This window comes from Duganella guangzhouensis, from assembly GCF_009674535.1.
Classification (GTDB): Bacteria; Pseudomonadota; Gammaproteobacteria; order Burkholderiales; family Burkholderiaceae_D; genus Rugamonas; species Rugamonas guangzhouensis.
The window spans coordinates 33,197-53,114 of record NZ_WKJK01000025.1 but is presented as its reverse complement, the minus strand read 5'-3'; the positions used below and the strand labels follow the sequence as shown (position 1 = coordinate 53,114).

Below are 19,918 nucleotides of genomic sequence, written 5' to 3'. Positions count from 1 at the left end.
ATCGAATGAGTAACTTGTTTCTGGCAGTTGGATCGAAAGAGAGAAGCCATAGCGGACCGGCAGCCTCTTCGTGCTTTCCATCGAGGGCTGCCCAGGCGAACGGCTGTTGAAATCTCACGTTTCCCGGTGGATGCCCACCTTTCGCTGATCGACCAAAATGCACCATTATGGTGCATTTTTAATAATCACTCCAGCTTTTCGCCAGTTACGTGAGACGTAATGGAACCCAAATTGTATTTGATGCGCCAGATTTGAGCAAGAAAATGAGTTGCAGTTAAGGCAAGACAACCTCGCGCGCCGTTTGCGGCTACAATTTTGTCCAACTTTTCCACTCACTTCAAAGGACAGATCATGATCGTCTTCATCACCGGCGCCAGCGCCGGCTTCGGCGCCGCCATGGCCCGCATTTTCGCCAGCAACGGCCATCAAGTCCTGATCAGCGGCCGGCGCGAAGACCGCCTGCAGGCGCTGTCGGCCGAGCTGGGCGCATCGGTGCGGCCGATTGTGCTGGACGTGACCGACCGCGCCTCGATCCAGGCCGCGCTGGACGGCCTGCCGGCCGAGTGGCGCAAGATCGATGTGCTGATCAATAACGCCGGCCTGGCGCTGGGCGTCACGCCGGCCCACACCTCGTCGCTGGAAGACTGGGACACCATGATCGCCACCAACGTCAGCGGCCTGGTGGCCATGACCCGCGCCATCCTGCCCGGCATGGTCGAGCGCAACAGCGGCACCGTGATCAACATCGGCTCGATCGCCGGTTCCACCCCTTACCCGGGCGGCAATGTGTACGGCGCCACCAAAGCCTTCGTCAACCAGTTCACCCAGAACCTGCGCGCCGACCTGGCCGGCACCGGCGTGCGCTGCACCAACCTGGCCCCTGGCCTGTGCGGCGGCACCGAGTTCTCCAACGTGCGCCTGAAGGATGATGCGGCCGCCGCCAAGGTCTACGAAGGCACCACCCCGCTGACCGCTGAAGACATCGCCAACACCGCATACTGGATCGCCACCCTCCCTCCGCATGTCAACATCAACCGGATCGACATGATGCCAACCTGCCAGGGCTACGGCGCGCTCAACATCAAGCGCGAGCAATAACATGGGCCAGCCTCGCTTGAATTAAGCGAGGCTTAGTTTCTTCACAGCCCGGAAACAATTTCGTAAAGCATTGTTACAATGCTTGGCGGCCAGCAAGGAAACCGCTTTACTGTCGTTCGGGCCCGTTGCGCGCCACAGTTGATAATATTCAACCAAAACAACAATATCGCGTAGAATGTTGCTCAATCACATTAGCAGTCAAAACAACATGCCAGCAGATTTCATCTGGAACGTACGGGTCTATTACGAAGACACCGACGCCGGCGGTATCGTCTATTACGCAAACTATCTCAAATTCTTTGAGCGCGCCCGCACCGAGTGGCTGCGCGCGCTCGGCGTCAACCAGCAAACCCTGCTGGAACAACATGACACCCTGTTCGTCGTCAAAAGCGTGGCCGCCGACTATCATGCGCCCGCGAAGCTGGATGATGAACTAAAATTAACGGTTAAGATCGAAAAGCTGGGCCGCGCATCCATCGTTTTCCAGCAGGAAGCGTGGCGCGGCGAACAGTTGCTGAACACGGCGCGTGTCAAAGTGGGCTGCGTCGACTCCACCCTGCGGCCGCGCGCCGTTCCGGCCATCGTGGCCGACAAAATGCGCACCACCAGTATCACCACCCAAACCGACTGATAAACAATGAACGTCACCCAAGACCTTTCCTTCCTGTCCCTCATCACCAATGCGCACCTGATCGTGCAGTTGATCATGGCGCTGCTGTTCGTCATTTCGCTGACCAGCTGGACCTATATCTTCGGCAAGCTGTTTGCGATCAAATCGGCACGCCGCCTGACGATCGAGTTCGAGAAGACCTTCTGGGCCGGCGGCAACCTGCACGCGCTGTACCAGAACGCCGGCAAGGACCGCGCCAGCAGCGGCCCGCTGGCCCGCATCTTCGAAGCCGGCATGGGTGAGTTCATCAAATCGAAAGCGGCCTACGCCGCCAGCCGCGAACAGCTCGACCTCGGCGCCGTGCTGGACAGCGCCCGCCGCGCCATGCGCGCCGCCTTCCAGCGTGAAATGGATGCGCTGGAATCGCACCTGGCCTTCCTGGCCTCGGTCGGTTCGGTGTCGCCGTACATCGGTCTGCTGGGTACGGTCTGGGGCATCATGAACGCCTTCCGCGGCCTGGCCAATGTGCAGCAAGCCACGCTGGCCGCCGTCGCGCCCGGCATTGCCGAAGCACTGATCGCCACCGCCATCGGCCTGTTCGCGGCGATTCCGGCGTTTGTCGCCTACAACCGCTTCTCGTACGACGTGGACCGCCTGGCGATCCGTTTTGAGAGCTTTGTCGAAGAGTTCTCCAACATTCTGCAACGTCAATCGCGTTAAACATTATGGGCTCCTCTTTTTCCAGCGGCATGCGTGGTGGCCGCACCCGCAAGCTGAAGTCCGAAATCAATGTGGTGCCATACATCGACGTGATGCTGGTGCTGCTGATTATTTTCATGGTGATGCCGTCGGCCAACGATCCAAGCGTGGTCGACCTGCCGCGCGCGGAAAAATCCACCAAGCCGCCAAGCGACTATGTGCAGATCGTGCTGAAGCCGAACGGCGCGCTGTCGATCGGCGTCAAAGGCAAGGATGAAGACGCGCCGGAAACCGCGCCCAACCGCGACGCGCTGGTGCGCAAGCTGCGCACCATCCACAACGACCATCCCGACTATCCGGTGCTGATCGCCGGCGACAAGGATAGCAAGTACGACGACGTGATCCAGCTGATCTCGGAAGCCAAGAAACTGGGCATCACCCGCGTGGGCCTGTCCACCAAGTAAATGCAAACGATGAAACCCGCAACCGCAGGCGGCCCCTACAAGGTTCCGCGACAACATGACAGCTGGCGTTCGATCACGCTGGCGGTGGCGATGCACGCCGTGTTGTTGCTGTTCCTGTGGATCGGCGTCAGCTGGCAAAACAATGACCCGGTCGAAGTCCAGGCCGAAATCTGGGACATGAAGGTGCAGGAAGCCGCGCCGACGCCACCGCCACAGCCGGAACCCGAGCCGGAGCCGCAACCGCAGCCGGTAGAGAAAGCGCCACCACCACCGCCGGTGGAAGCGCCGCCGGTGCCGAAGGAAGATCCTGAAATCGCCCTGCAGCGCATCAAGAAGAAAAAGCAGGAAGAAGCCGAGAAGCTGAAACAGGAAAAGCTGGAGCAAGCTCGTCTGCAGAAAGAGGAAGACGACCGCCTGGCCAAGCTGGAAGCCAAGAAAAAGGCTGAGCAGAAGGCCAAGGACGACGCCGCGCAGGAACAACGCGAAAAAGACCTGGCCGAACAGAAGGCGCAAAAGAAAGCCGCAGCTGAGAAACTAGCGAAAGAGAAAGCCGAGAAGGTCGCGCGCGAAAAAGCCTTCGCCGCCGAAATGAGCCGCATCACCGGCAGCGCCGCCAAGGGCAGCACCGGCACCGCCGCGCAGTCGACCGGCGGCCGGGTGGACGGCGGCTACGCGGCAGCGATCAAGGCCAAGATCAAGAGCAACCTGGTGTACAGCTCCGAAGATGACAGCCTGACCGCCAGCTACGTGATCACCCAGCTGCCGACCGGTGAAATCATCGGCGTGCGCAAGGTGAAGGGCAGCGGCTCGACTGCCTACGATAATGCGATTGAAAACGCGATTGCCAAATCGTCACCACTCCCCAAGAAAAAAGATGGTACGGTAGAGCGCGAACTTACCCTCGACTTCAAGCTGAAGGAAATGCACTGATATGAAAAAACTGAATATGCTGTACACCGGTCTGGTGATCGCCGCCACCATGGGTAGCGCGCACGCCCAGATGCGGATCGAGATTTCCGGCGTTGGCAGCAACCAGATCCCGGTCGCCATTGCCGGCTTCGCCAATGAAGGCGTGTCGCCACAGAAGATTTCCGAAATCATCAAGGCCGATCTGGAGCGCAGCGGCGCCTTCAAAATCATCGACGCCGGCGTCATCGACGACGTCAACAACATCGACTACAGCGGCTGGAAAGCCAAGGGCGCCGACGCGCTGGTGGTCGGCACCGTTGACGCGCTGGCCGATGGCCGCTACGACGTGCGCTACAAGCTGCTGGACACCTTCAAGCAAGCCAAGGTCTCCAACCTGGACAAGGCCGTCACCGCCCAGTTCACCCGCCTGTCGGCCCACCTGATCGCCGACGACGTCTACTTCAAGCTGACCGGCATCCGCGGCGCGTTCTCGACCCGCATCTCCTACGTCAAGCAGGAAGGCAACAAAAGCTACCAGCTGATGGTGGCCGACGCCGACGGCGAAAACGAACAACTGGCGCTGCGCTCGAACGAACCAATCATCTCGCCATCGTGGGCGCCGGACGGCACCAAGGTGGCCTATGTGTCGTTTGAACAGAAAAAACCGGTGGTCTACGTGCAAAACCTGATCACCCGCGCCCGCACCGTGGTGGCCAACGAAAAAGGCAACAACTCGGCGCCGGCCTGGGCACCGAGCGGCAACAAGCTGGCGGTATCACTGTCGAAAGACGGCCACACCCAGATCTACACCGTCAACGTCGACGGCAGCGGACTGCGCCGCATCTCCAACAGCGCCGGCATCGACACCGAACCGCAATGGTCGGCCGATGGCCAAAGCGTCTACTTCACCAGCGACCGCAGCGGCGGCCCGCAAATCTACCGCATGAATCCGGATGGCGGCGAAGCCAAACGCGTCACCTTCGCCGGCAGCTTCAACACCAGCCCGCGCATCTCGCCGGACGGCAAGACGCTGGCCTACATCTCGCGCCGTGACGGCAACTACCAGCTGTTCGTGCTGGACCTGACCACCAGCCAGGAACTGCGCCTGTCCGACGCCACCGACGACGAATCGCCAAGTTTTGCCCCCAACGGCAAATACATCATGTATGCCACCCGTGTGGGCGGCCGCAAATCGCTGGCCGTGGTGTCGGTGGACGGACGTGTCAAGCAACGTCTGACCGCTCAGGCGGGCAATATCAAGGAGCCCACCTGGGGTCCGTTCATGCAGTAAATACGATTCACTACTAGGAGAATGAATATGCGTAAACTCAGCAGCTTAGCCTTTGCCGTCACCACCGCCGCCATCCTGTCCGCCTGCTCGACCCCGGTCAAAGTATCGGAGCCAGCACCAGTGGTGGAGCGTCCGGTTGAAAAAGCCGTACAACCACAAGCCGACACCCGCACCGTGGCCCCGGTTGAAACCAAATCGCTGGATCCGCTGGACGATCCAAAAGGCGTGCTGGCCAACCGCAGCATCTACTTCGACTTCGACAGCTACGCCGTGCGCGCCGACGGCAAGCCAGTGGTGGAAAACCACTCGGCCTACCTGGTCAAGACCAAAAACCGTTCGATCCTGATCCAAGGTAACACCGACGAACGCGGTGGCGCCGAGTACAACCTGGCACTGGGCCAGAAACGCGCCGAAGCCGTGCGCAAAGCCATGACCACGCTGGGCGTGTCGGATTCGCAGATCGAAGCCGTTTCGCTGGGCAAGGAAAAACCAAAAGCCACCGGCTCGAACGAAGAAGCATGGGCACAAAACCGTCGTGCTGACATCGTCTACAAGTAATCAAAAGCACTACCTTTTTGCCGGGTCACAGGCATAATACGGGGCGGCGCGCGGATTCGAATCCGCGCCCTGCCCCGTTTTCCTTTTAGATTTGTGTGAAAGTGTCCGACATGAAGAAATTCTCCAAATCCGGCCTGAGCGCCGCCCTGCTGGCCGCGACGATCTGGCTGCCGCTGCAAGCCCATGCCGGCCTGTTCGACGACGACGAAGCCCGCAAAGCCCTGCTCGACCTGCGCGCCAAAGTCGAAGCCATGCGCACCGACCTGCAAGCCCGCATCGACACCAAATCCGACAAGTCCAGCACGCTGGACCTGCTGAACCAGAACGACGCCACGCTGCAGCAACTGAACCAGCTGCGCGGCCAGATCGAAGTGCTGGCCAACGACCTGGCGCAGGCCCAGAAGCGCCAGAAAGACTTCTACGTCGACCTCGACGCCCGTCTGCGCAAGCTGGAACCGCGCGAAGTCACCATCGACGGCAAGTCGACCCAGGTCGATCCGGGCGAGCAGCGCGGCTACGACGCGGCGATGCAACAGTTCAAGACCGGCGACTACAAAGCCGCCAGCACCGCGCTGCAGGAATTCGTCCAGCGCTATCCGGGCTCCAGCTACGCCGCCAACGCGCAGTACTGGCTGGGCAATTCCTACTACGCGCAGCGCGACTGCAAGGCCGCGATCGCCGCCCAGCTGGTGGTGCTGAAGAACTACGCCGACAGCCCGAAAGCGCCGGACGCCATGCTGAACATCGCCAGCTGCCAGACCGAGCTGAAAGACAAGGCCGCCAAGAAAACGCTGCAAGACCTGATCAAGCAGTATCCGGACTCGCCGGCCGCAGCCACCGCCAAGGATCGCCTGAACGGCAAATAATTACCGCAGGGTATTTGACAGCTGAGCAGCTTCCCCCTATAATCTCGCTTCTTTCGGGGGTCGTTAGCTCAGCTGGTAGAGCAGCGGACTTTTAATCCGTTGGTCGCAGGTTCGAATCCCGCACGGCCTACCATTCCGAAAGTTGCCTAGGTTTTATACCTAAGGGTCGTTAGCTCAGCTGGTAGAGCAGCGGACTTTTAATCCGTTGGTCGCAGGTTCGAATCCCGCACGGCCTACCAAGATTCATCAGAAAAGCCAACCTGTGGGTTGGCTTTTTTGTTTTCCCGAATAGAAAGTGCGCCATGACTTACGAAGAATTCCTTGACGAAGTAACCACGCTCCTCACCGAACTGTACAACCTCGACGACCAGGCCGCGATCAAGCTGGTGGTCGACGCCCAGGCCAACGATTACTTTGTCGTCCACGACGACAAAGAAGAACTGCGCACCTTCGCCCAAGCCAAACTGGACGCCGTCGCACTCTACGAGGCCAAGCAAAACAAAAACGAAACTCAGCGCAAGCAACAACAACGCCAGACACAAAAGAAAAAGGCGCGCTAGCCGCCCAGAACACGCGGCGGCAAATTGGCTCATCTGTATGACCGAGCTGACGGGTTGCAGTCAAAAAATACTAGCGCATCATAGACCAGCGGTCTTCTAGTCCGTTGGCTGCATGTTCGGCCCCGCACGGCCTCCCAAGATATCTCAGAAAAGCCCACGAATTTCGGTTCGTGGGCTTTTTTTGTTTCTGATCCATTTCTAGCTCTCCGCGCCACCTCACTGCAGCAACCAAACGAGAGTCCCCCTCCTTACTAGTGGCACAAAAATCAACCTTTGCTAGCCAGTAAATCAACCCTGGATTACACTGTACATAAACACAGTTATCTATATTGCCTTGAGGCCTAGCCAAAAGTGTTTTGATTCACGATTAACATTGCTCATCTTCAAGAAAATACATATTAGAGAGTATATTTCCTCCCAAATCTCACCGGAAACAATATGGAAGCCAGCCAACTATACATTTTAAAAAACCGATCTTTTCAGCAAAATGTCTTAAAGATTGGGATGACAAATAAAAAAGCAAGTGCTCGAGCAAAGCAGATATACAGCGGAGCTACCGGGGTACCGGAACCATTCGACGTGCTGTTTGCGTGTAGTGTTGCAGACTGTCGCGTTGCAGAACGCCAAGTCCATCGCCGTCTTGCAGCCTATCGCGTAAATGACTCCAGAGAATTTTTTAGAATTTCTGCTACTGCAGCTCGACAAGTAGTTTTCGACGTTTGCTCAGAAATAAATATTGATCGCCAACATGAGCGCCCGATCATTACAGTGGATTTGATCACAGTCGAAGAGCCGGAGTTACCTCCAAGTGATCAGTACCAAGAAAAGTATGGCGAAATCCTAACAATCCCTCTTGACGAGCTCAGCGAACTTCCTATTGGAACTAGCACACTAAGCAAACTTCAAAAAGAAAGAATATCTACGATCAATGCCATTCTTCGAGAGGTGTTTCCGGAATGCGAAGAAAGTTGCTATGACTCTTTCTCTCGCGACGAAAACCCAGAACCAGAAATAAGAATTTGGGAGCATATCGCTAAAGCCTTTTTAAAAGTTGATCAAATCAACTGTTTGAATGTAACCGAAAAAAAAGAAGCGTACACATTATTACTAGCGAGGTCGTTGAGCCCAACTAAAGTGGTTCTTCAGAAACAAACTCTTCGATATTTCACGAAAGAGGCTGCTCTTAAAATTATGACAGGTTACGAATTACCTCCAAAGCCTATCACTGTAAGAAAAGCAAAATCTGAAATTTCACATATAAGACATGTGAATATAAAACCTTTAAAATCAGTGATACCAGATATATTAGCAGCCCAACGCAGGACCGATTGAAGACATAAGTATGTTTGAGGCGACCAAGGGGCTCCTTGCGACGCAGTGAGCCAATGTCGGCTGCTTCGAAGACTTTTAATCCGTTGGTCACAGGTTCGAATCCCGCACGGCCGACCAAGACCATAAAAAACACCTCGGGTGGCTTTTTATTATCTTCAAATTCTCGCGTTTATCACCGCCTCAAACTTGCGCCACTTCAACTACCTCCAGTCTGCTCCGCAGTACGCTTGGCAGGTCCCTAAGGAGGCCACATGAAAATGCAAGAAGAGGAAATATTCGAGAATGCGATCAAATCGCTGGAAGCAACTGCCGCCAGTGCGGGCGTACATCTGCAAATCGACTCGACCGCGCGCCGTATTTACGCGCGCGAGATCAAGGCCATGTCAGATCGCCTTCGCAGCGAAGTCGCCAACGGCAAGCTATCTTGGGCGCAAGCAGCAGAGCAGGCCCAAACTACCCGTAACGTCATTATGCAACTCATCCGCTCGCGCACCACGCCGGCGGGGCGCGCTTGGGCGCAGCGCAGGAAAGCCGAAGGCCGCAGCCTTAACGCCTTGATCGCCGAAAAAGCTCAGAAGTTGTACGGGAAAAATGCTGACTTCACCAAGTTCAGCCTGTCAAAGCAAAATAGTGTGTTCGCCGAAGTTGTGGCCTCCGCTGGCAGATCCGATCCGAGCGTCACGCGCAATGTGCGACGACTATCCTATGCGGGACGTGGTGTGATTGTGCTGTCGCTGGCGCTATCCACGTACAACGTTCTTACCGCTCGCGACAAGTCTGCTGCGGTAAAGCGAGAACTCGTTACCAACGCTGCAGGAATCGGTGGCAGCATAGCGGCCGGCGCGCTTGCCGGTTTGGCGTGCGGCCCTTGCGCGCCGGTATGTGTGACAATAGGTGCCTTTGCTGGAGGCGTGCTAGCCGCTTTTGGCTCGGGCTTTATTTGGTAGGGCAAACTCGTGAGATTACTTTCGACTTCAGAGTTCGCGGCACGGCTCTCGTCCCCGTACACGGATACCGAATTGGCATCTTCAGAACTGCTACTGAACGGAGCAGCAACCGGCCTCATCGTGACTGGAGCGATACTGGAAGCGGCCGTAGAGTGGCGAGGCTATCGCATCGCATTCTTCACAAATGACATTCCATTCGAAGAATCACTAAGAATTTATATGTTTGACGTCAACATGGCGCAGATCGATGCAGCCGTGCTCGGCGCGATGTATTCCACCGGCACTTTTGCAGAACTAGCATTACATTCCCCAGACACGCTCACGTTTCGCTTTTTCGGGGGCATCTTGTGGTGCATGGTACTCCTAAGCGAACAAGAGTTTGCGCTACCGTTTTTGTCCGACCCAAGCGGCGTAAGTCGAGACCTCAAGTTTTTCAGGCACTTTCGTCTTGAAGACAAACCGCTGCGGGAAGAAGCGAGTGACGTTTCGGGCAAACCCAGGATACGCTCAAGCTCCCGAGCCGGTTCAATCCCGCGCTCCACACCACGTTTGCTGACTGCGAAACTCAAGCCGGGCATCAAATAGGGAGGTCTCCCATGAGAAAAGCCCTACATCGATTACTTGTCAGCGACAGGTTTCATGACTTGCTTGCGCTGATCTTCGGCATTAGCTGGTCGATAGGCATGACCGCAGTGACTTTGGCGGCTCTATCACGTCACGGCTAAATGATGCTGTCCCGCCCTCATGAAATTAGTTCAGGCGCCCGAATACGGAACTCAAACCATCACTCCGCCGACATCGGACACCGCCCCGGTCAGCGAGATCGTGGTTGCTGGCCTAGCGACAGGAAAATTCGTCGGGGGCGCGATCTTCGAAGCTGCGTTGAAATGGCACGAGCATGTGCTGCTGTTCTTGACGGATGATGTCCCGTTCGAAGAAGGGCTCAATATCTACCTGCTGGACGCCAATCTGGAAGTCGTCGATGAGGCGCACATGTACCACATGTACGCCTCAGGTGTTTTCTCAGACCTGGATTTAACACAATCCGATAGTATTCGCTTCTGCTTCTTTGGCAGCGGGGCTTATACGCTTACACTGTTTCCCCAAAAGCGGTTTATGCTGCCAGTCATATCAGATCCCATCGGCGTACATCGGCCGTTCAGATTTTATCGGAGGTTTAAGATTTCGAGCCGCCCGCTACCGGAGACAGTGTGAAAGCGAGTATCCAAGCATTTTTTCAGGGAGCCACTAATAGCGCCGGTCCCAGCCTCACCCCGTTACCCATGACACTCAACCGGCCCGAAGGACGTCGCCGCTATTTGCTGGCGGCGCCGCCCGCCCCAACATCGGGCGGACGAGCATTGGTCGTGGTATTGCATGGTGCCGGTGCGTCAGCAGAGCAAGTGTTGGGCCTGGCGTTTCCACCCTCCCCGTTGTCTTTGTGGCTGGAGATTGCGGCGCGCGAGCAGTTGGTGGTGATCGCACCGGATGCCGGGCAAGGCGGTTGGAGCGATTGCTTCGCATCCGATGCGCGCCAGCGCCAGAAGAACGATGTGGACTTCATCAACGCACTGATAGACCATGCGATCGCCACTTACGATGTCGACCCAGCCCGCGTTTATCTGATGGGTGTCTCACGCGGCGGCTGGATGGCGTACGCGGTGGCCACGGCGATTCCACAGAAGCTGGCGGCATTCTCGGTGGTGCTGGCCGGGATGCCTCCCCCCGGCCGCAGCGAGATGCCAAAGACGCCATTGTCGGCGCTGATCTTTGGCTGCACAGCCGATCCGCTGATTCGCTATCACGGCGGCAAGCCTTGGTACGCGCTGTGGTTCGCAGAACCGGTGCGCAGCATTGAAGATAGCGTACACGTCTGGCGCGAACTGGCCGGTCTGCCAGACTCACCGGAAGTGGTAAAGCTCGCGGCAAGCGATGTGCGGGGCAAAACCAGCGTCACCCGCTACACCTGGGGCCAGGCCGCAGACGGACTACAAGTCAGCCTGTACCGCATCGATGGCGCCGGCCATGCGGAGCCGAGTCGCCTGAAGCGCTATCCGCGCTTCATCAACTGGCTCACCGGTTTGCAAAATGCCGACCTGGAGGTCGCCGAGGCTGCCTGGAATTTTTTCCGGCGGAAGCGTGCACATTAATGGAGAGTCCAATAGCACCACTTCACTCGCTGCATTTTTGGTGATGCCTTGATTTCTCACACAAGACAACGACGATCACGGCCTACACTGGAGTGTCTGACGTTCTGCACGCGGAGGAAATAATGAGTAAGAAAGTCATTCATGTAAGACCTAAAATCGGCGGTCAATGGGAAGTTTCCAGCGCAAACGGCTCGCAACTATACGCATCGAAAATGCAAGCTGTCCTGGCGGCCAGATCACAAGGGCGCTCAGATAAGGTGATCATCCAGAACTCGGCAGGCCAAGTCCTGCGCCCTGCGAAACTGAAAACCAGCCGCCCCATCAGCGTTATCCGAGAAGCGGTCTATGCTGCGATGTTGCAGAAAAAATGATGCCCCATCCATCTTTTGAAACTGCTGTCTTTGTGAACTGTCCCTTTGATGATGCCTATCGTCCATTACTTTGGTCTATCGTATTTAGTGTGGCAGCATGCGGCTTCACACCAAGATCTGCCCTGGAGGACCGGGACTCAGGGCAAGTCAGACTAGAAAAAATCAAACAACTTATCTCCAACTGCAGGCTGGGCATTCACGACATATCGCGTACTGAACTGGAGCCGGCCAAGACATCGCGGCCCACAACAATTCCATCCCAGAGGTAATCGAGAAGCTAAGAGAATGGCTGAATTCTTCGCGCGGACAGCTACCTCGCCTCTCTTCTGCAGACGCACTCATTGCCCTGGATGAGGAGTTCTCCGCTTCGCTATCAACCATTTGCGCAAACGGTAAATTTAACTCGGCGAAGTTGAGTTACAGCGATTTCCAAACTATTTCCGGTGAATGGCTAGAGCTGGCGCAGTAGTCATATACAAATGTCGAGCCCCGCAAGATGCGTGACTCGACGTTAGTAGTTGAACGATCAGCGATAGATCAGGTAGAACTTCAAGCCGCTGCCATTCTGCACCGCGCTGCCCGTCTGCACCAGCGCGACGTGGCTGCCGCCGGCGCTGTGGAAGATTTCGCGGCCGTAGCTGGTCTGGCCGTCAATCGATGGGAAGCTCAGGTCGCTGGCGTACAGCATCAGCGTGCCGGTGTAGCGCTTGTACGCCGCCGGATAGGTCGACGCATAATCCGGATAGCTGCCATTGGCTGCCGCAATCGCCAGCGTCTCCAGCCCATCCTTCGACTGGCTGAGCGACACCATGGTGCCAGTCAGATTCAGCTGGCCGGCATAGGTCAGCGTATCGGTGCGGAAGTAGTTGCCAGCCGAGGTGAACACCAGATCCTCTTTCGACGACAGGAACAGCGCGTAGCCGATCGGGTAGTCGCCGTGGTACGGCGAGTCGCCATACTTGACCACGGCACCGGTGGTGACGTCGGTCGTGAAGTAGTTGATGTCCACCGGCGACAGACCGGTCGATACGGCAAAGCCTTTTTGGCTCAGCGGCGAATAGATGCCGTGCACGGTGCCGTAGAAGTAACCGAAGCCGATGCTGTCGCCGGCCACGATGGCTTCGCCGGTGCGGGCGTTGAGCGCGGACACGGAGGGCGAATACCACTGGCCACCGGTCTGGCCGCTGAGGTAGGCCAGACCGCTGTCGGTCAGCATCACTTCGGTCTGCGAGCCATTGGTGGCGGCGGTGCGCACGATGCTGGCGGTGTCCAGATCCACCAGCGTCAACGCGCCTTCATGCAGCACGGCGGCCAACTTGCCGTTGGGGCTGACGCTCATCGCCTTGTAGGCGCTCGGCAGCACCACCGATTTGATGACGCCGCTGAACGGATCAGCAATTCGCAGCGCGTCCGGTCCGGACGACACCATCACTACTTTGTCCAGCGATTTGCTGTAGCGTGCCACCAGCGGCGTGAACGGCAGCGACACCGTGCCGCTCAGCTGCGCCAGCACTTTGACGTCGACGCGGGCGCTGACCGGGCGCTTGCCATCGCCGACTTTCAGCAACAAGGTGTAGTTGCCCGGCAGATCCGGCGTGAAGCTGATATCGGATGAGGCGGGCTGTAACAACGCAGCCGTCGAGCCGGCCGGTTTGCTGTCCAGCGTCCAGTTGTAGGTCAGCGCGTCGCCATCTTCGTCGTAGCTCAGCGCGCCGGACAGGGTGGTGGAGCCGCCGCTTAGCACCGTCAGCGCGCTCTTGTCGACCACGGCCACCGGCGCGTGGTTGGTAACGGCCACCGTCAGATCCTGCTCCGCATACGCGCCGGCCGGGTCGGTCACGCGCAGCCGCACCACGTAGTTGCCGCCGCGATCCGGGGTGAAGCGGGCCGTGGACGCATTCGACGACGCCAACGCGACCGCGCTGTCGACCGGTTTGGATTGCAGCGTCCAGCTATAGCTCAGGGCGCCGGATTCGGGGTCAGAACTGCCAGCACCGTTGAGCGACACTTCGTAGCCGATCGACGGTGTGCCGGCGTCGGCCGCCAGCGCCAGCACAGCCTTGGGTGCCGCGTTGGGGGCCGGGGCAGGCGTGGCGCTACCGCCACCGCCGCCGCCACAACCGGCCAGCGCCAGCATGGCGCCCAACATCCAACCCGGCGCTACTTTCCGAGCGCTCACAAATTTTTCTCTCATAACATGCCCCAAGGATAACGGTGGGGCGATGTTATTGCTTATTTTGTAATTTGTAAATGGAAACGTTAACAATTTGCGATGTGCATCAGGCAATGCCTGCCTGATAAGCATAGTTCGCCCAAAAACCAAGCCCTGACGTGACTTTTTGTTTTAAAGCCACAGCGCTCAGCTGTGACTTTACTAAAACTAGTTTCATCACTATCATCATAATAGATGCAATTTTAATAACTCATTTATTAATCTTTCATCTGAACCAATCCCAAAAAACCACTGAATAAAAGGGGACAAAAATGAGAAACTTGCGTCAGATTCTGCTGGGGTTCGTATCTACCATGCTGTGTGCCACGGCGTTTGCCAGTGGCCCATCCGTGCTGGTGCTAGGAGCGGACGGCGATAACACCATCACCTCGGGCCTGATGGGCACCGGTCTGTTTAGCAGCGTGAACTACTACAACACCGCGTCCAGTACGCCGATGATAGGCGACCTCTCGGGATATAGCGCGGTACTGGCGTTCACCAACTATCCACCAGCCAATCCCAGCGGCCTGGGCGACATCCTTAAGCAGTACGTGGATAACGGCGGCGGTCTGGTGATCAACACCTATGCCTTCAGTGACCCTTGGAGCATTACTGGCGGCATCACCAACAGCGGTTACGCGCCACTGGTCAACGTCGGCAGCAACGGCTACGTCAGCGGCCTGCTGGTGCAGACCGCCCCCAGCGCGATTTTCACCGGTGTCAACCTGGGGACGCTGACCTATTTCAATAACTCCAATTTTTCCCACCCAACCCTGGACGCCGGCGCCACCCTGCTGGCCGACGATGGCTACGGGATCAACATGATTGCCATCAACGCCAGCGGCAATATCATCGCCAACAACACCTTCCCTAACCTGGACCCGAACAACGGCGACTACTACCGCCTGACCGCCAACGAACTGCTGGCCGTTGGCGCCGTACCGGAACCAGAAACCTATGCCATGCTGTTGATTGGCCTGAGCGCCATCGGCTTCGCCGCCAAACGCCGCAAAGCCTGAACCGCCACGACGGAAACAAAAACGCCAGCCTGCGGGCTGGCGTTTTTTATCGTAAAGATGATTAAAAGGATGCCCTCAAACCCAGGTTCACACGGCGGCCGACGTCTTCCAGCGTCAGGAACTGGGTTTCGTTGAGCGCGTATTCGTGCGTGCGCGCGTTGTTCAGATTGATGAAGTCGGCGTACAGGCTCAGAGTCGGTGTGAGGTTGTAGCGCAGGCTGGCATCGGTCTGGCCATAGGCGGCGCGGTTGCGCGGCTGGGTGCTGCCGCCGCCGCAATCGACAGAGAAGTGGTTACGCCAGTTGTAGCTGACGCGCGCCTGGAACTTGCTGTTCTCGTAGAACAGCGAGGCGTTGTACGACTGTGGCGACAAGCCCGGATAGCCGCAATCCGCCAAGCCGCTGTCGGCCTCGCGAGTGGCACTGGCGTCGACATAGGTGTAGTTGGCGGTTACGCCGAAGCCACGCAGCCAGGACACTTCATTGTCGAAGGCGTATTGGCCGGCGATTTCGGCACCCTTGATCTTGCCCTTCTGGCCGTTGCGCACGCGGGTGTCATGCACCACTTCGCCCGGATACTGCGGCAGCGTGACGTCAACCAGCCGGCTCTCCAGGAAGTCACGCACGTATTTCTGGAACAGCGCCGCGCTGACATAGTTGGTCTTGGACAGATACCATTCCCACGAGATGTCGTAGTTGTTCGACTTCATCGGCTTCAGGTAGGGATTGCCGCCACCGGTCTGCACGTCGCCGTAGCGGCCGCCGTAGGAGTTGGTCACGCCCATCTGGTTCAGCGTCGGCCGGGTTTCGGTTTTCGACGCGGCCAGGCGCAGCAGCATCTCGCGCGTCAGGTCGAACTTGACGTTGGCCGATGGCAGCACGCTGTTATAGCTGTTGTCCACCGTGAGCGTGCTCATCGGACCGTAGTTCAGGATGTAGGTGGTGTCGTTCGGGCTCTTGGTGGCCGACAGCAGCACCCGGCTGGTGCCGGACGACGACGACTGCACGTGCACGAAACGCAGGCCGGCATTGGCCGACCAGCGATCGCCTTCCCATTTGCTGTCGAAGAAGATGCTGCTGACCTTTTCCTTCACCGCCCAGGTCGACGGCTTGGTGTAATCAATCGCCATCGGGCCGTTCGGATAGACCGAGGTGTCCAGGTATAACGCCGGGTCGTTGGATTGGGTCAGCGTCGAGCGCTGGTTCAGGTAAGCCATGTAGGCGTAGGGATCAAAGCTCAGGTAAGCGTTCGGCACCTGGGCGCCGTTGCCGAGGAAGTTCTCGAACGGCGTCACCGTGAACAGCGACGATGGCAGCGCCAGATGGTAGCCGCTGTAGGTATTCCACGAATCGCTGTTCCACTCGGTGCGCGATACCTTGCGCTGCGAATAGCCGACGCCGCTATCGATGCCCTGGAAGTAACCCGCCTCATGCTTCCACGACAGGTTGAGGCGGCCTTCGTACAGCTGGTCCTTGTTGCGCACGTCGCCGTTCGACACCGCGTGCGCGCGCACTGCGGTCGGATCGGCAATGCCGTCGCCAAACACGATCGATGGCGTGCTGCCAAAGGTAATCACGTCGCCATTCTTCGGCACCATGCCAGCCACCACCCACATATCCGGCGAGCTGGACGTGGTGCGCGAGGTCGACACATCGCCCTCCACCTTCCAGTCCGGCGACGGCGTCCACTTCGAATTCAGACCGAAGGCGCTGGTGATCGACAGGCGGTCGCCACCCTTGACGATCATGTCGTTGGAATTGACCTCGCCCAGCAACTTGCCGCTGCCGGCCAGCTCGGGATTGTTGGCGTAAAAGGTCGCGCCCGGACGCAGCAAGCTGGTGATCTGGTCGCTGCCGTTGACGGTCGCGCCCAGCACCACCGGGTTGATCCAGTCGCTGAAGGCGATCACCTTGTTGCGCTGGTCGAGGTGGGAGTACAGTGCGTCGGCGGTCAGTTTCCAGTCCGGCGACGGGTTGAACTGCACAGTCAGGTTGCCGACCAGGCGCTTGCGGCTTTCATCCTCGGCCTGGAAGCCAAAGCTTTGCGGAATGTAGAGCTTTTTGGTGGTGACGTCGGCCATGGTCAGGCCGGTGGAATTCAGGTTGCCGTTGATGAGCGAGACGTCGCGGTAGTTCCACGCGTCGGTAATCGCCTTGTTCTGCTTGGAGGCGCGGTCGGTGTAGGACAGCGAGGCCGTGACGCCAAAAGTGCGCTCCGGATTGGCGAACGAATACATGCCGCTCAGGTTGGGCGTTTTCTTTTCCGAGTTGGAATCGTAGGAGCCGGAACCGTTGACCACAAAGCTGTGCCCGGCCTTGCCGGACAGCGGACGCGCGGTCTGGATATCCACCGTGGAACCGATGCCGCCTTCGGGCAAGAAAGGCTGCGACGTCTTGTACACCAGCGCCTTGGAAATCAGGTCCGACGACAGCAGGTCGAACGAGAACTCGCGGCCGCCGGTGTCGCTGGTCATGGTGCGGCCGTTGACCAGCACGTTGTTGAACTCCGGCCCGAGACCGCGCACGGAGATATACCGCCCTTCCCCGCCGTTGCGCTGGATTTGCACGCCGGTCACGCGTTGCAGCGATTCGGCGATGTTGGTGTCGGGGAACTTGCCCGCGTCCTCGGCGGACACGGCATCCACCACGCCATCTTGCAGCCGCTTGGTATTCAGCGACGACGACAGCGAGGCGCGGATGCCGCTAACCACCACGGTGGACGAGGAATCGACGGGATTATCGGTAGTCTGTGCCTGGGCGCCGGTAGCCAGCAACAGGTCAGCGATCAGCGCGGCCATAACGGTCCGGCGCAGGTGAGTGCTATGCAATGCCATTTGTAGTCTCCAGTTGGTTTTTTTATAAATGACAACAGCTGAATGCAATCGCGTGGAATCGTTACCGCGACTACACGAAGTTATCTTACGCCTGGGGCAACAATGCCAAGTTATCACTTCTTTGTGAAAAGGCATGCAAAAAACGTATAACTCCGCCGCGTCAGGGCTGACGCGGCGGAGTCTGGAATGGCAAAGAAAGAGGAAATCAGCGCAGCGAAACGCCGCTGCTACGGGCTGGCAAAGCGCGGCTGTCGCCCTCTGTGGAGAGCTGTTCTGAGAGGTACTGCATGCAGCGGCCCAGCGGCTCTTCCACCCAGCGGTGGAACAGCGCGCCGGCGGCCAGGCTGGAGGTCCAGGCGGTCAACATGCCCAGCGCCTGCCACTGTGGCTCGGCGGGTACAAAATGGGTGAAGGTAGCGTTCACCATCAGGCAAATCGGGAAATGGATCAGGAAGACCGAATACGAAATCTTGCCGATGCCGTTGATCAGCGACCAGCCAAGGCCGGTGGAAGCGGTCTTTTCGCGGCCGAACAGGAACAGCACGCAGGCCGTCACCGCCGCCAGCGCGATGCGGCTGCGGAATTCCAGCACCAGGCCGATCACCGCCGGCAGCAGCGCCATCAGCAGCAACATCACCGCCACGCCGGGCTTGCGGCGCGGATCGCTGGCCCACCAGGCCATCACGCCCAGACCATAGCTGCCGAAGAAATATGGCGCCCAGTTATCCCAATCGGCGTCCAGATTGAAGTGCAGCAACGACATCGTGATGCCGGCCGCCACCGTCATCGGCATCAGCCAGGCCAGCGGACGCTTGCCCTCGGCAATGCCGGCCAGCCATAGCACGCCCACCATCAATATATACAGCTGGAAATCGATCGCCACATACCAGGCGCCGGCCGACAGCGACGGATAGCCCAGCACGCCATGCAGCAGCAGCGCGTGCGCGCTCAGCTGGCTGAGGGTGGCCGGGGCCGAAATCGAATCGTGGGACATCCACTCGCTGGCCCAGGCCGAGGCGACCGCCGCCACCAGCGTCGCCGCCAGAAACGGCGGCGCCAGCTTGGCGTAGCGGCGCCAGATCGCCCACATCGGGCGGGAATGGCCGGCAAAACCCGACGGCGCCAGCGACTTGGCGCCGAGGAAGCCGCCGATCACCAGAAATACCTGCACGGCGATGCGGGCGCTATCGCTGAGCCAGTCGATCAGGGCCGGAAAAATCGGACGCACGTAGTCCGCCATCGGACCGTAGAAGGCCAAATGGTGCAGCACGATCAGCTGGGCAGCGCCCGCTTTCAGAAGATTAATCAAGCCAAACTGCGTAGCGAGCGGTTGCTGGGCGCTCGCCGCAGTTCCTGCAACTACTTTCATTCGTATTCCTTGCCAACAATTTAAGCGGCAAAAGCGCGTATTTTTAGGGGCTTTTGACGACAAGGGCGATATCATAGCTGAGGTTTCCGCATTGGTGGCGCACGTGTCGAACATGTAAGAATGTTTGATCTAATACGAGCGGCCTCTGAGTGAGGCGTGCTAGCTTGCGGCAATGAGCATTTTCTACCTCCAGCAATTGCAAGAACACGCGGGCTGGTACGCCATCAACGCGCTGGTTCCGGCTTGTCTGCCCTTCCTGGTCATCGCCGCAGTCGCGACTGCAACAGACGGTTGGGCTATTTTCATCAGAATGCTAAAGAAATCTGTCGAGGCGGGACAACTGTTCTGGGTGACGCTGGGGATGTTGGCGTCGACTGGTTACGATGCGTTCACCGGATACGTCACGAACCCTGACCAACAAGAGTTCGCCTCCTGGGCGATTGGCTTTTCCATGGTGGGCGCCTTTTTCATCGCAATTTTTATTGGCATCAATACCTACCGCGCTGCGCAAGGACAGCCAAGTCAAAAAAAGGTCATCTTGCTGTCGGTCGCGGCAATAGCGGTGGTGCTCTATTTCTACCCACTTGTGCATTTCAGACTAGGGCGGTGCTAGACTAAACGACCGCACCA

Annotated in this window: 20 protein-coding genes, 2 tRNA genes and 1 riboswitch; of the genes, 19 read left to right on the top strand and 3 right to left on the bottom strand. The window is 58.1% G+C overall.

What is annotated here, in order from left to right:
* Positions 1 to 82: 82 nt before the first annotated feature.
* Positions 83 to 219, bottom strand: a riboswitch (ZMP/ZTP riboswitch).
* A 132-nt stretch (positions 220 to 351) separates the two neighbouring features.
* The 17 genes from GJ699_RS30615 to GJ699_RS30535 all read left to right on the top strand — a co-directional run bounded on the left by GJ699_RS30615 (position 352) and on the right by GJ699_RS30535 (position 11,855).
* Positions 352 to 1,098 carry an SDR family NAD(P)-dependent oxidoreductase gene (locus GJ699_RS30615; RefSeq protein ID WP_154383210.1) on the top strand — a complete coding sequence of 249 codons (747 nt, stop codon included), beginning with the start codon at positions 352 to 354 and terminating at the stop codon, positions 1,096 to 1,098.
* Between the two features lie 208 nt (positions 1,099 to 1,306).
* Positions 1,307 to 1,729, top strand: a complete 423-nt coding sequence (gene ybgC, locus GJ699_RS30610; protein ID WP_154383234.1) for a tol-pal system-associated acyl-CoA thioesterase — start codon at positions 1,307 to 1,309, stop codon at positions 1,727 to 1,729.
* Between the two features lie 6 nt (positions 1,730 to 1,735).
* Positions 1,736 to 2,428 carry a protein TolQ gene (gene tolQ / locus GJ699_RS30605; protein ID WP_154383209.1) on the top strand — a complete coding sequence of 231 codons (693 nt, stop codon included), beginning with the start codon at positions 1,736 to 1,738 and terminating at the stop codon, positions 2,426 to 2,428.
* Between the two features lie 5 nt (positions 2,429 to 2,433).
* Positions 2,434 to 2,871, top strand: coding sequence for an ExbD/TolR family protein (locus GJ699_RS30600; RefSeq protein WP_154383208.1), 438 nt, complete (start codon positions 2,434 to 2,436; stop codon positions 2,869 to 2,871).
* 9 nt (positions 2,872 to 2,880) lie between these two features.
* A complete protein-coding gene (gene tolA / locus GJ699_RS30595; RefSeq protein ID WP_154383207.1) occupies positions 2,881 to 3,801 on the top strand; it encodes a cell envelope integrity protein TolA in 921 nt (306 codons plus the stop codon).
* A gap of 1 nt (position 3,802) precedes the next feature.
* Entirely contained in the window at positions 3,803 to 5,071 is a 1,269-nt protein-coding gene (gene tolB, locus GJ699_RS30590) for a Tol-Pal system beta propeller repeat protein TolB (RefSeq protein WP_154383206.1), read from the top strand.
* Between the two features lie 27 nt (positions 5,072 to 5,098).
* A complete protein-coding gene (gene pal, locus GJ699_RS30585; RefSeq protein WP_154383205.1) occupies positions 5,099 to 5,629 on the top strand; it encodes a peptidoglycan-associated lipoprotein Pal in 531 nt (176 codons plus the stop codon).
* A 110-nt stretch (positions 5,630 to 5,739) separates the two neighbouring features.
* Entirely contained in the window at positions 5,740 to 6,495 is a 756-nt protein-coding gene (gene ybgF / locus GJ699_RS30580) for a tol-pal system protein YbgF (protein ID WP_154383204.1), read from the top strand.
* A gap of 57 nt (positions 6,496 to 6,552) precedes the next feature.
* Positions 6,553 to 6,628: transfer RNA gene (locus tag GJ699_RS30575), tRNA-Lys, on the top strand.
* A 30-nt stretch (positions 6,629 to 6,658) separates the two neighbouring features.
* Positions 6,659 to 6,734: transfer RNA gene (locus GJ699_RS30570), tRNA-Lys, on the top strand.
* 63 nt (positions 6,735 to 6,797) lie between these two features.
* Positions 6,798 to 7,055, top strand: coding sequence for a hypothetical protein (locus tag GJ699_RS30565; protein ID WP_154383203.1), 258 nt, complete (start codon positions 6,798 to 6,800; stop codon positions 7,053 to 7,055).
* Between the two features lie 438 nt (positions 7,056 to 7,493).
* The gene (locus GJ699_RS30560) at positions 7,494 to 8,387 is read left to right on the top strand and encodes a GIY-YIG nuclease family protein (protein ID WP_154383202.1); all 894 of its coding nucleotides are present in this window, start codon (positions 7,494 to 7,496) and stop codon (positions 8,385 to 8,387) included.
* Positions 8,388 to 8,638: 251 nt separating this feature from the next.
* Positions 8,639 to 9,334 carry a hypothetical protein gene (locus GJ699_RS30555; protein ID WP_229262374.1) on the top strand — a complete coding sequence of 232 codons (696 nt, stop codon included), beginning with the start codon at positions 8,639 to 8,641 and terminating at the stop codon, positions 9,332 to 9,334.
* A 72-nt stretch (positions 9,335 to 9,406) separates the two neighbouring features.
* Entirely contained in the window at positions 9,407 to 9,919 is a 513-nt protein-coding gene (locus tag GJ699_RS30550) for a hypothetical protein (RefSeq protein WP_154383201.1), read from the top strand.
* A 159-nt stretch (positions 9,920 to 10,078) separates the two neighbouring features.
* Positions 10,079 to 10,549 (top strand): hypothetical protein, encoded by a 471-nt coding sequence (locus tag GJ699_RS30545; protein ID WP_154383200.1) that lies wholly within the window; start codon positions 10,079 to 10,081, stop codon positions 10,547 to 10,549.
* Positions 10,546 to 11,484: a CE1 family esterase gene (locus GJ699_RS30540; protein ID WP_154383199.1), complete on the top strand. Its 939-nt coding sequence runs from the start codon at positions 10,546 to 10,548 to the stop codon at positions 11,482 to 11,484. The genes GJ699_RS30545 and GJ699_RS30540 overlap by 4 nt, the downstream gene beginning before the upstream one ends.
* Positions 11,485 to 11,606: 122 nt before the next feature.
* The gene (locus GJ699_RS30535; RefSeq protein WP_154383198.1) at positions 11,607 to 11,855 is read left to right on the top strand and encodes a DUF2188 domain-containing protein; all 249 of its coding nucleotides are present in this window, start codon (positions 11,607 to 11,609) and stop codon (positions 11,853 to 11,855) included.
* A 526-nt stretch (positions 11,856 to 12,381) separates the two neighbouring features.
* On the opposite strand, the gene GJ699_RS30530 is transcribed toward GJ699_RS30535, so the two are convergent.
* Positions 12,382 to 14,034 carry a PKD domain-containing protein gene (locus tag GJ699_RS30530; RefSeq protein ID WP_154383197.1) on the bottom strand — a complete coding sequence of 551 codons (1,653 nt, stop codon included), beginning with the start codon at positions 14,032 to 14,034 and terminating at the stop codon, positions 12,382 to 12,384.
* Positions 14,035 to 14,339: 305 nt separating this feature from the next.
* On the opposite strand from GJ699_RS30530, the gene GJ699_RS30525 reads away from it, so the two are divergent.
* A complete protein-coding gene (locus tag GJ699_RS30525; protein ID WP_229262373.1) occupies positions 14,340 to 15,086 on the top strand; it encodes a PEP-CTERM sorting domain-containing protein in 747 nt (248 codons plus the stop codon).
* A gap of 61 nt (positions 15,087 to 15,147) precedes the next feature.
* Here GJ699_RS30525 and GJ699_RS30520 read toward each other — a convergent pair whose 3' ends face one another.
* Positions 15,148 to 17,919, bottom strand: a complete 2,772-nt coding sequence (locus GJ699_RS30520) for a TonB-dependent receptor (RefSeq protein ID WP_154383196.1) — start codon at positions 17,917 to 17,919, stop codon at positions 15,148 to 15,150.
* Positions 17,920 to 18,124: 205 nt separating this feature from the next.
* Entirely contained in the window at positions 18,125 to 19,288 is a 1,164-nt protein-coding gene (locus GJ699_RS30515) for an acyltransferase family protein (protein ID WP_154383195.1), read from the bottom strand.
* Between the two features lie 172 nt (positions 19,289 to 19,460).
* On the opposite strand from GJ699_RS30515, the gene GJ699_RS30510 reads away from it, so the two are divergent.
* Positions 19,461 to 19,901 (top strand): hypothetical protein, encoded by a 441-nt coding sequence (locus GJ699_RS30510; RefSeq protein WP_154383194.1) that lies wholly within the window; start codon positions 19,461 to 19,463, stop codon positions 19,899 to 19,901.
* Positions 19,902 to 19,918 lie beyond the last annotated feature (17 nt).

Excerpts from the sequence above, each read along its gene's own strand:
- ybgC (WP_154383234.1), top strand. The coding sequence starts at position 1,307 with ATGCCAGCAGATTTCATCTGGAACGTACGGGTCTATTACGAAGACACC.
- GJ699_RS30560 (WP_154383202.1), top strand. The coding sequence starts at position 7,494 with ATGGAAGCCAGCCAACTATACATTTTAAAAAACCGATCTTTTCAGCAA.
- pal (WP_154383205.1), top strand. The coding sequence starts at position 5,099 with ATGCGTAAACTCAGCAGCTTAGCCTTTGCCGTCACCACCGCCGCCATC.
- GJ699_RS30600 (WP_154383208.1), top strand. The coding sequence starts at position 2,434 with ATGGGCTCCTCTTTTTCCAGCGGCATGCGTGGTGGCCGCACCCGCAAG.
- GJ699_RS30615 (WP_154383210.1), top strand. The coding sequence starts at position 352 with ATGATCGTCTTCATCACCGGCGCCAGCGCCGGCTTCGGCGCCGCCATG.
- GJ699_RS30525 (WP_229262373.1), top strand. The coding sequence starts at position 14,340 with ATGAGAAACTTGCGTCAGATTCTGCTGGGGTTCGTATCTACCATGCTG.
- GJ699_RS30555 (WP_229262374.1), top strand. The coding sequence starts at position 8,639 with ATGAAAATGCAAGAAGAGGAAATATTCGAGAATGCGATCAAATCGCTG.
- tolB (WP_154383206.1), top strand. The coding sequence starts at position 3,803 with ATGAAAAAACTGAATATGCTGTACACCGGTCTGGTGATCGCCGCCACC.
- tolQ (WP_154383209.1), top strand. The coding sequence starts at position 1,736 with ATGAACGTCACCCAAGACCTTTCCTTCCTGTCCCTCATCACCAATGCG.
- GJ699_RS30510 (WP_154383194.1), top strand. The coding sequence starts at position 19,461 with ATGAGCATTTTCTACCTCCAGCAATTGCAAGAACACGCGGGCTGGTAC.
- ybgF (WP_154383204.1), top strand. The coding sequence starts at position 5,740 with ATGAAGAAATTCTCCAAATCCGGCCTGAGCGCCGCCCTGCTGGCCGCG.
- GJ699_RS30515 (WP_154383195.1), bottom strand. The coding sequence starts at position 19,288 with ATGAAAGTAGTTGCAGGAACTGCGGCGAGCGCCCAGCAACCGCTCGCT.
- GJ699_RS30520 (WP_154383196.1), bottom strand. The coding sequence starts at position 17,919 with ATGGCATTGCATAGCACTCACCTGCGCCGGACCGTTATGGCCGCGCTG.
- GJ699_RS30565 (WP_154383203.1), top strand. The coding sequence starts at position 6,798 with ATGACTTACGAAGAATTCCTTGACGAAGTAACCACGCTCCTCACCGAA.
- GJ699_RS30535 (WP_154383198.1), top strand. The coding sequence starts at position 11,607 with ATGAGTAAGAAAGTCATTCATGTAAGACCTAAAATCGGCGGTCAATGG.
- GJ699_RS30545 (WP_154383200.1), top strand. The coding sequence starts at position 10,079 with ATGAAATTAGTTCAGGCGCCCGAATACGGAACTCAAACCATCACTCCG.
- tolA (WP_154383207.1), top strand. The coding sequence starts at position 2,881 with ATGAAACCCGCAACCGCAGGCGGCCCCTACAAGGTTCCGCGACAACAT.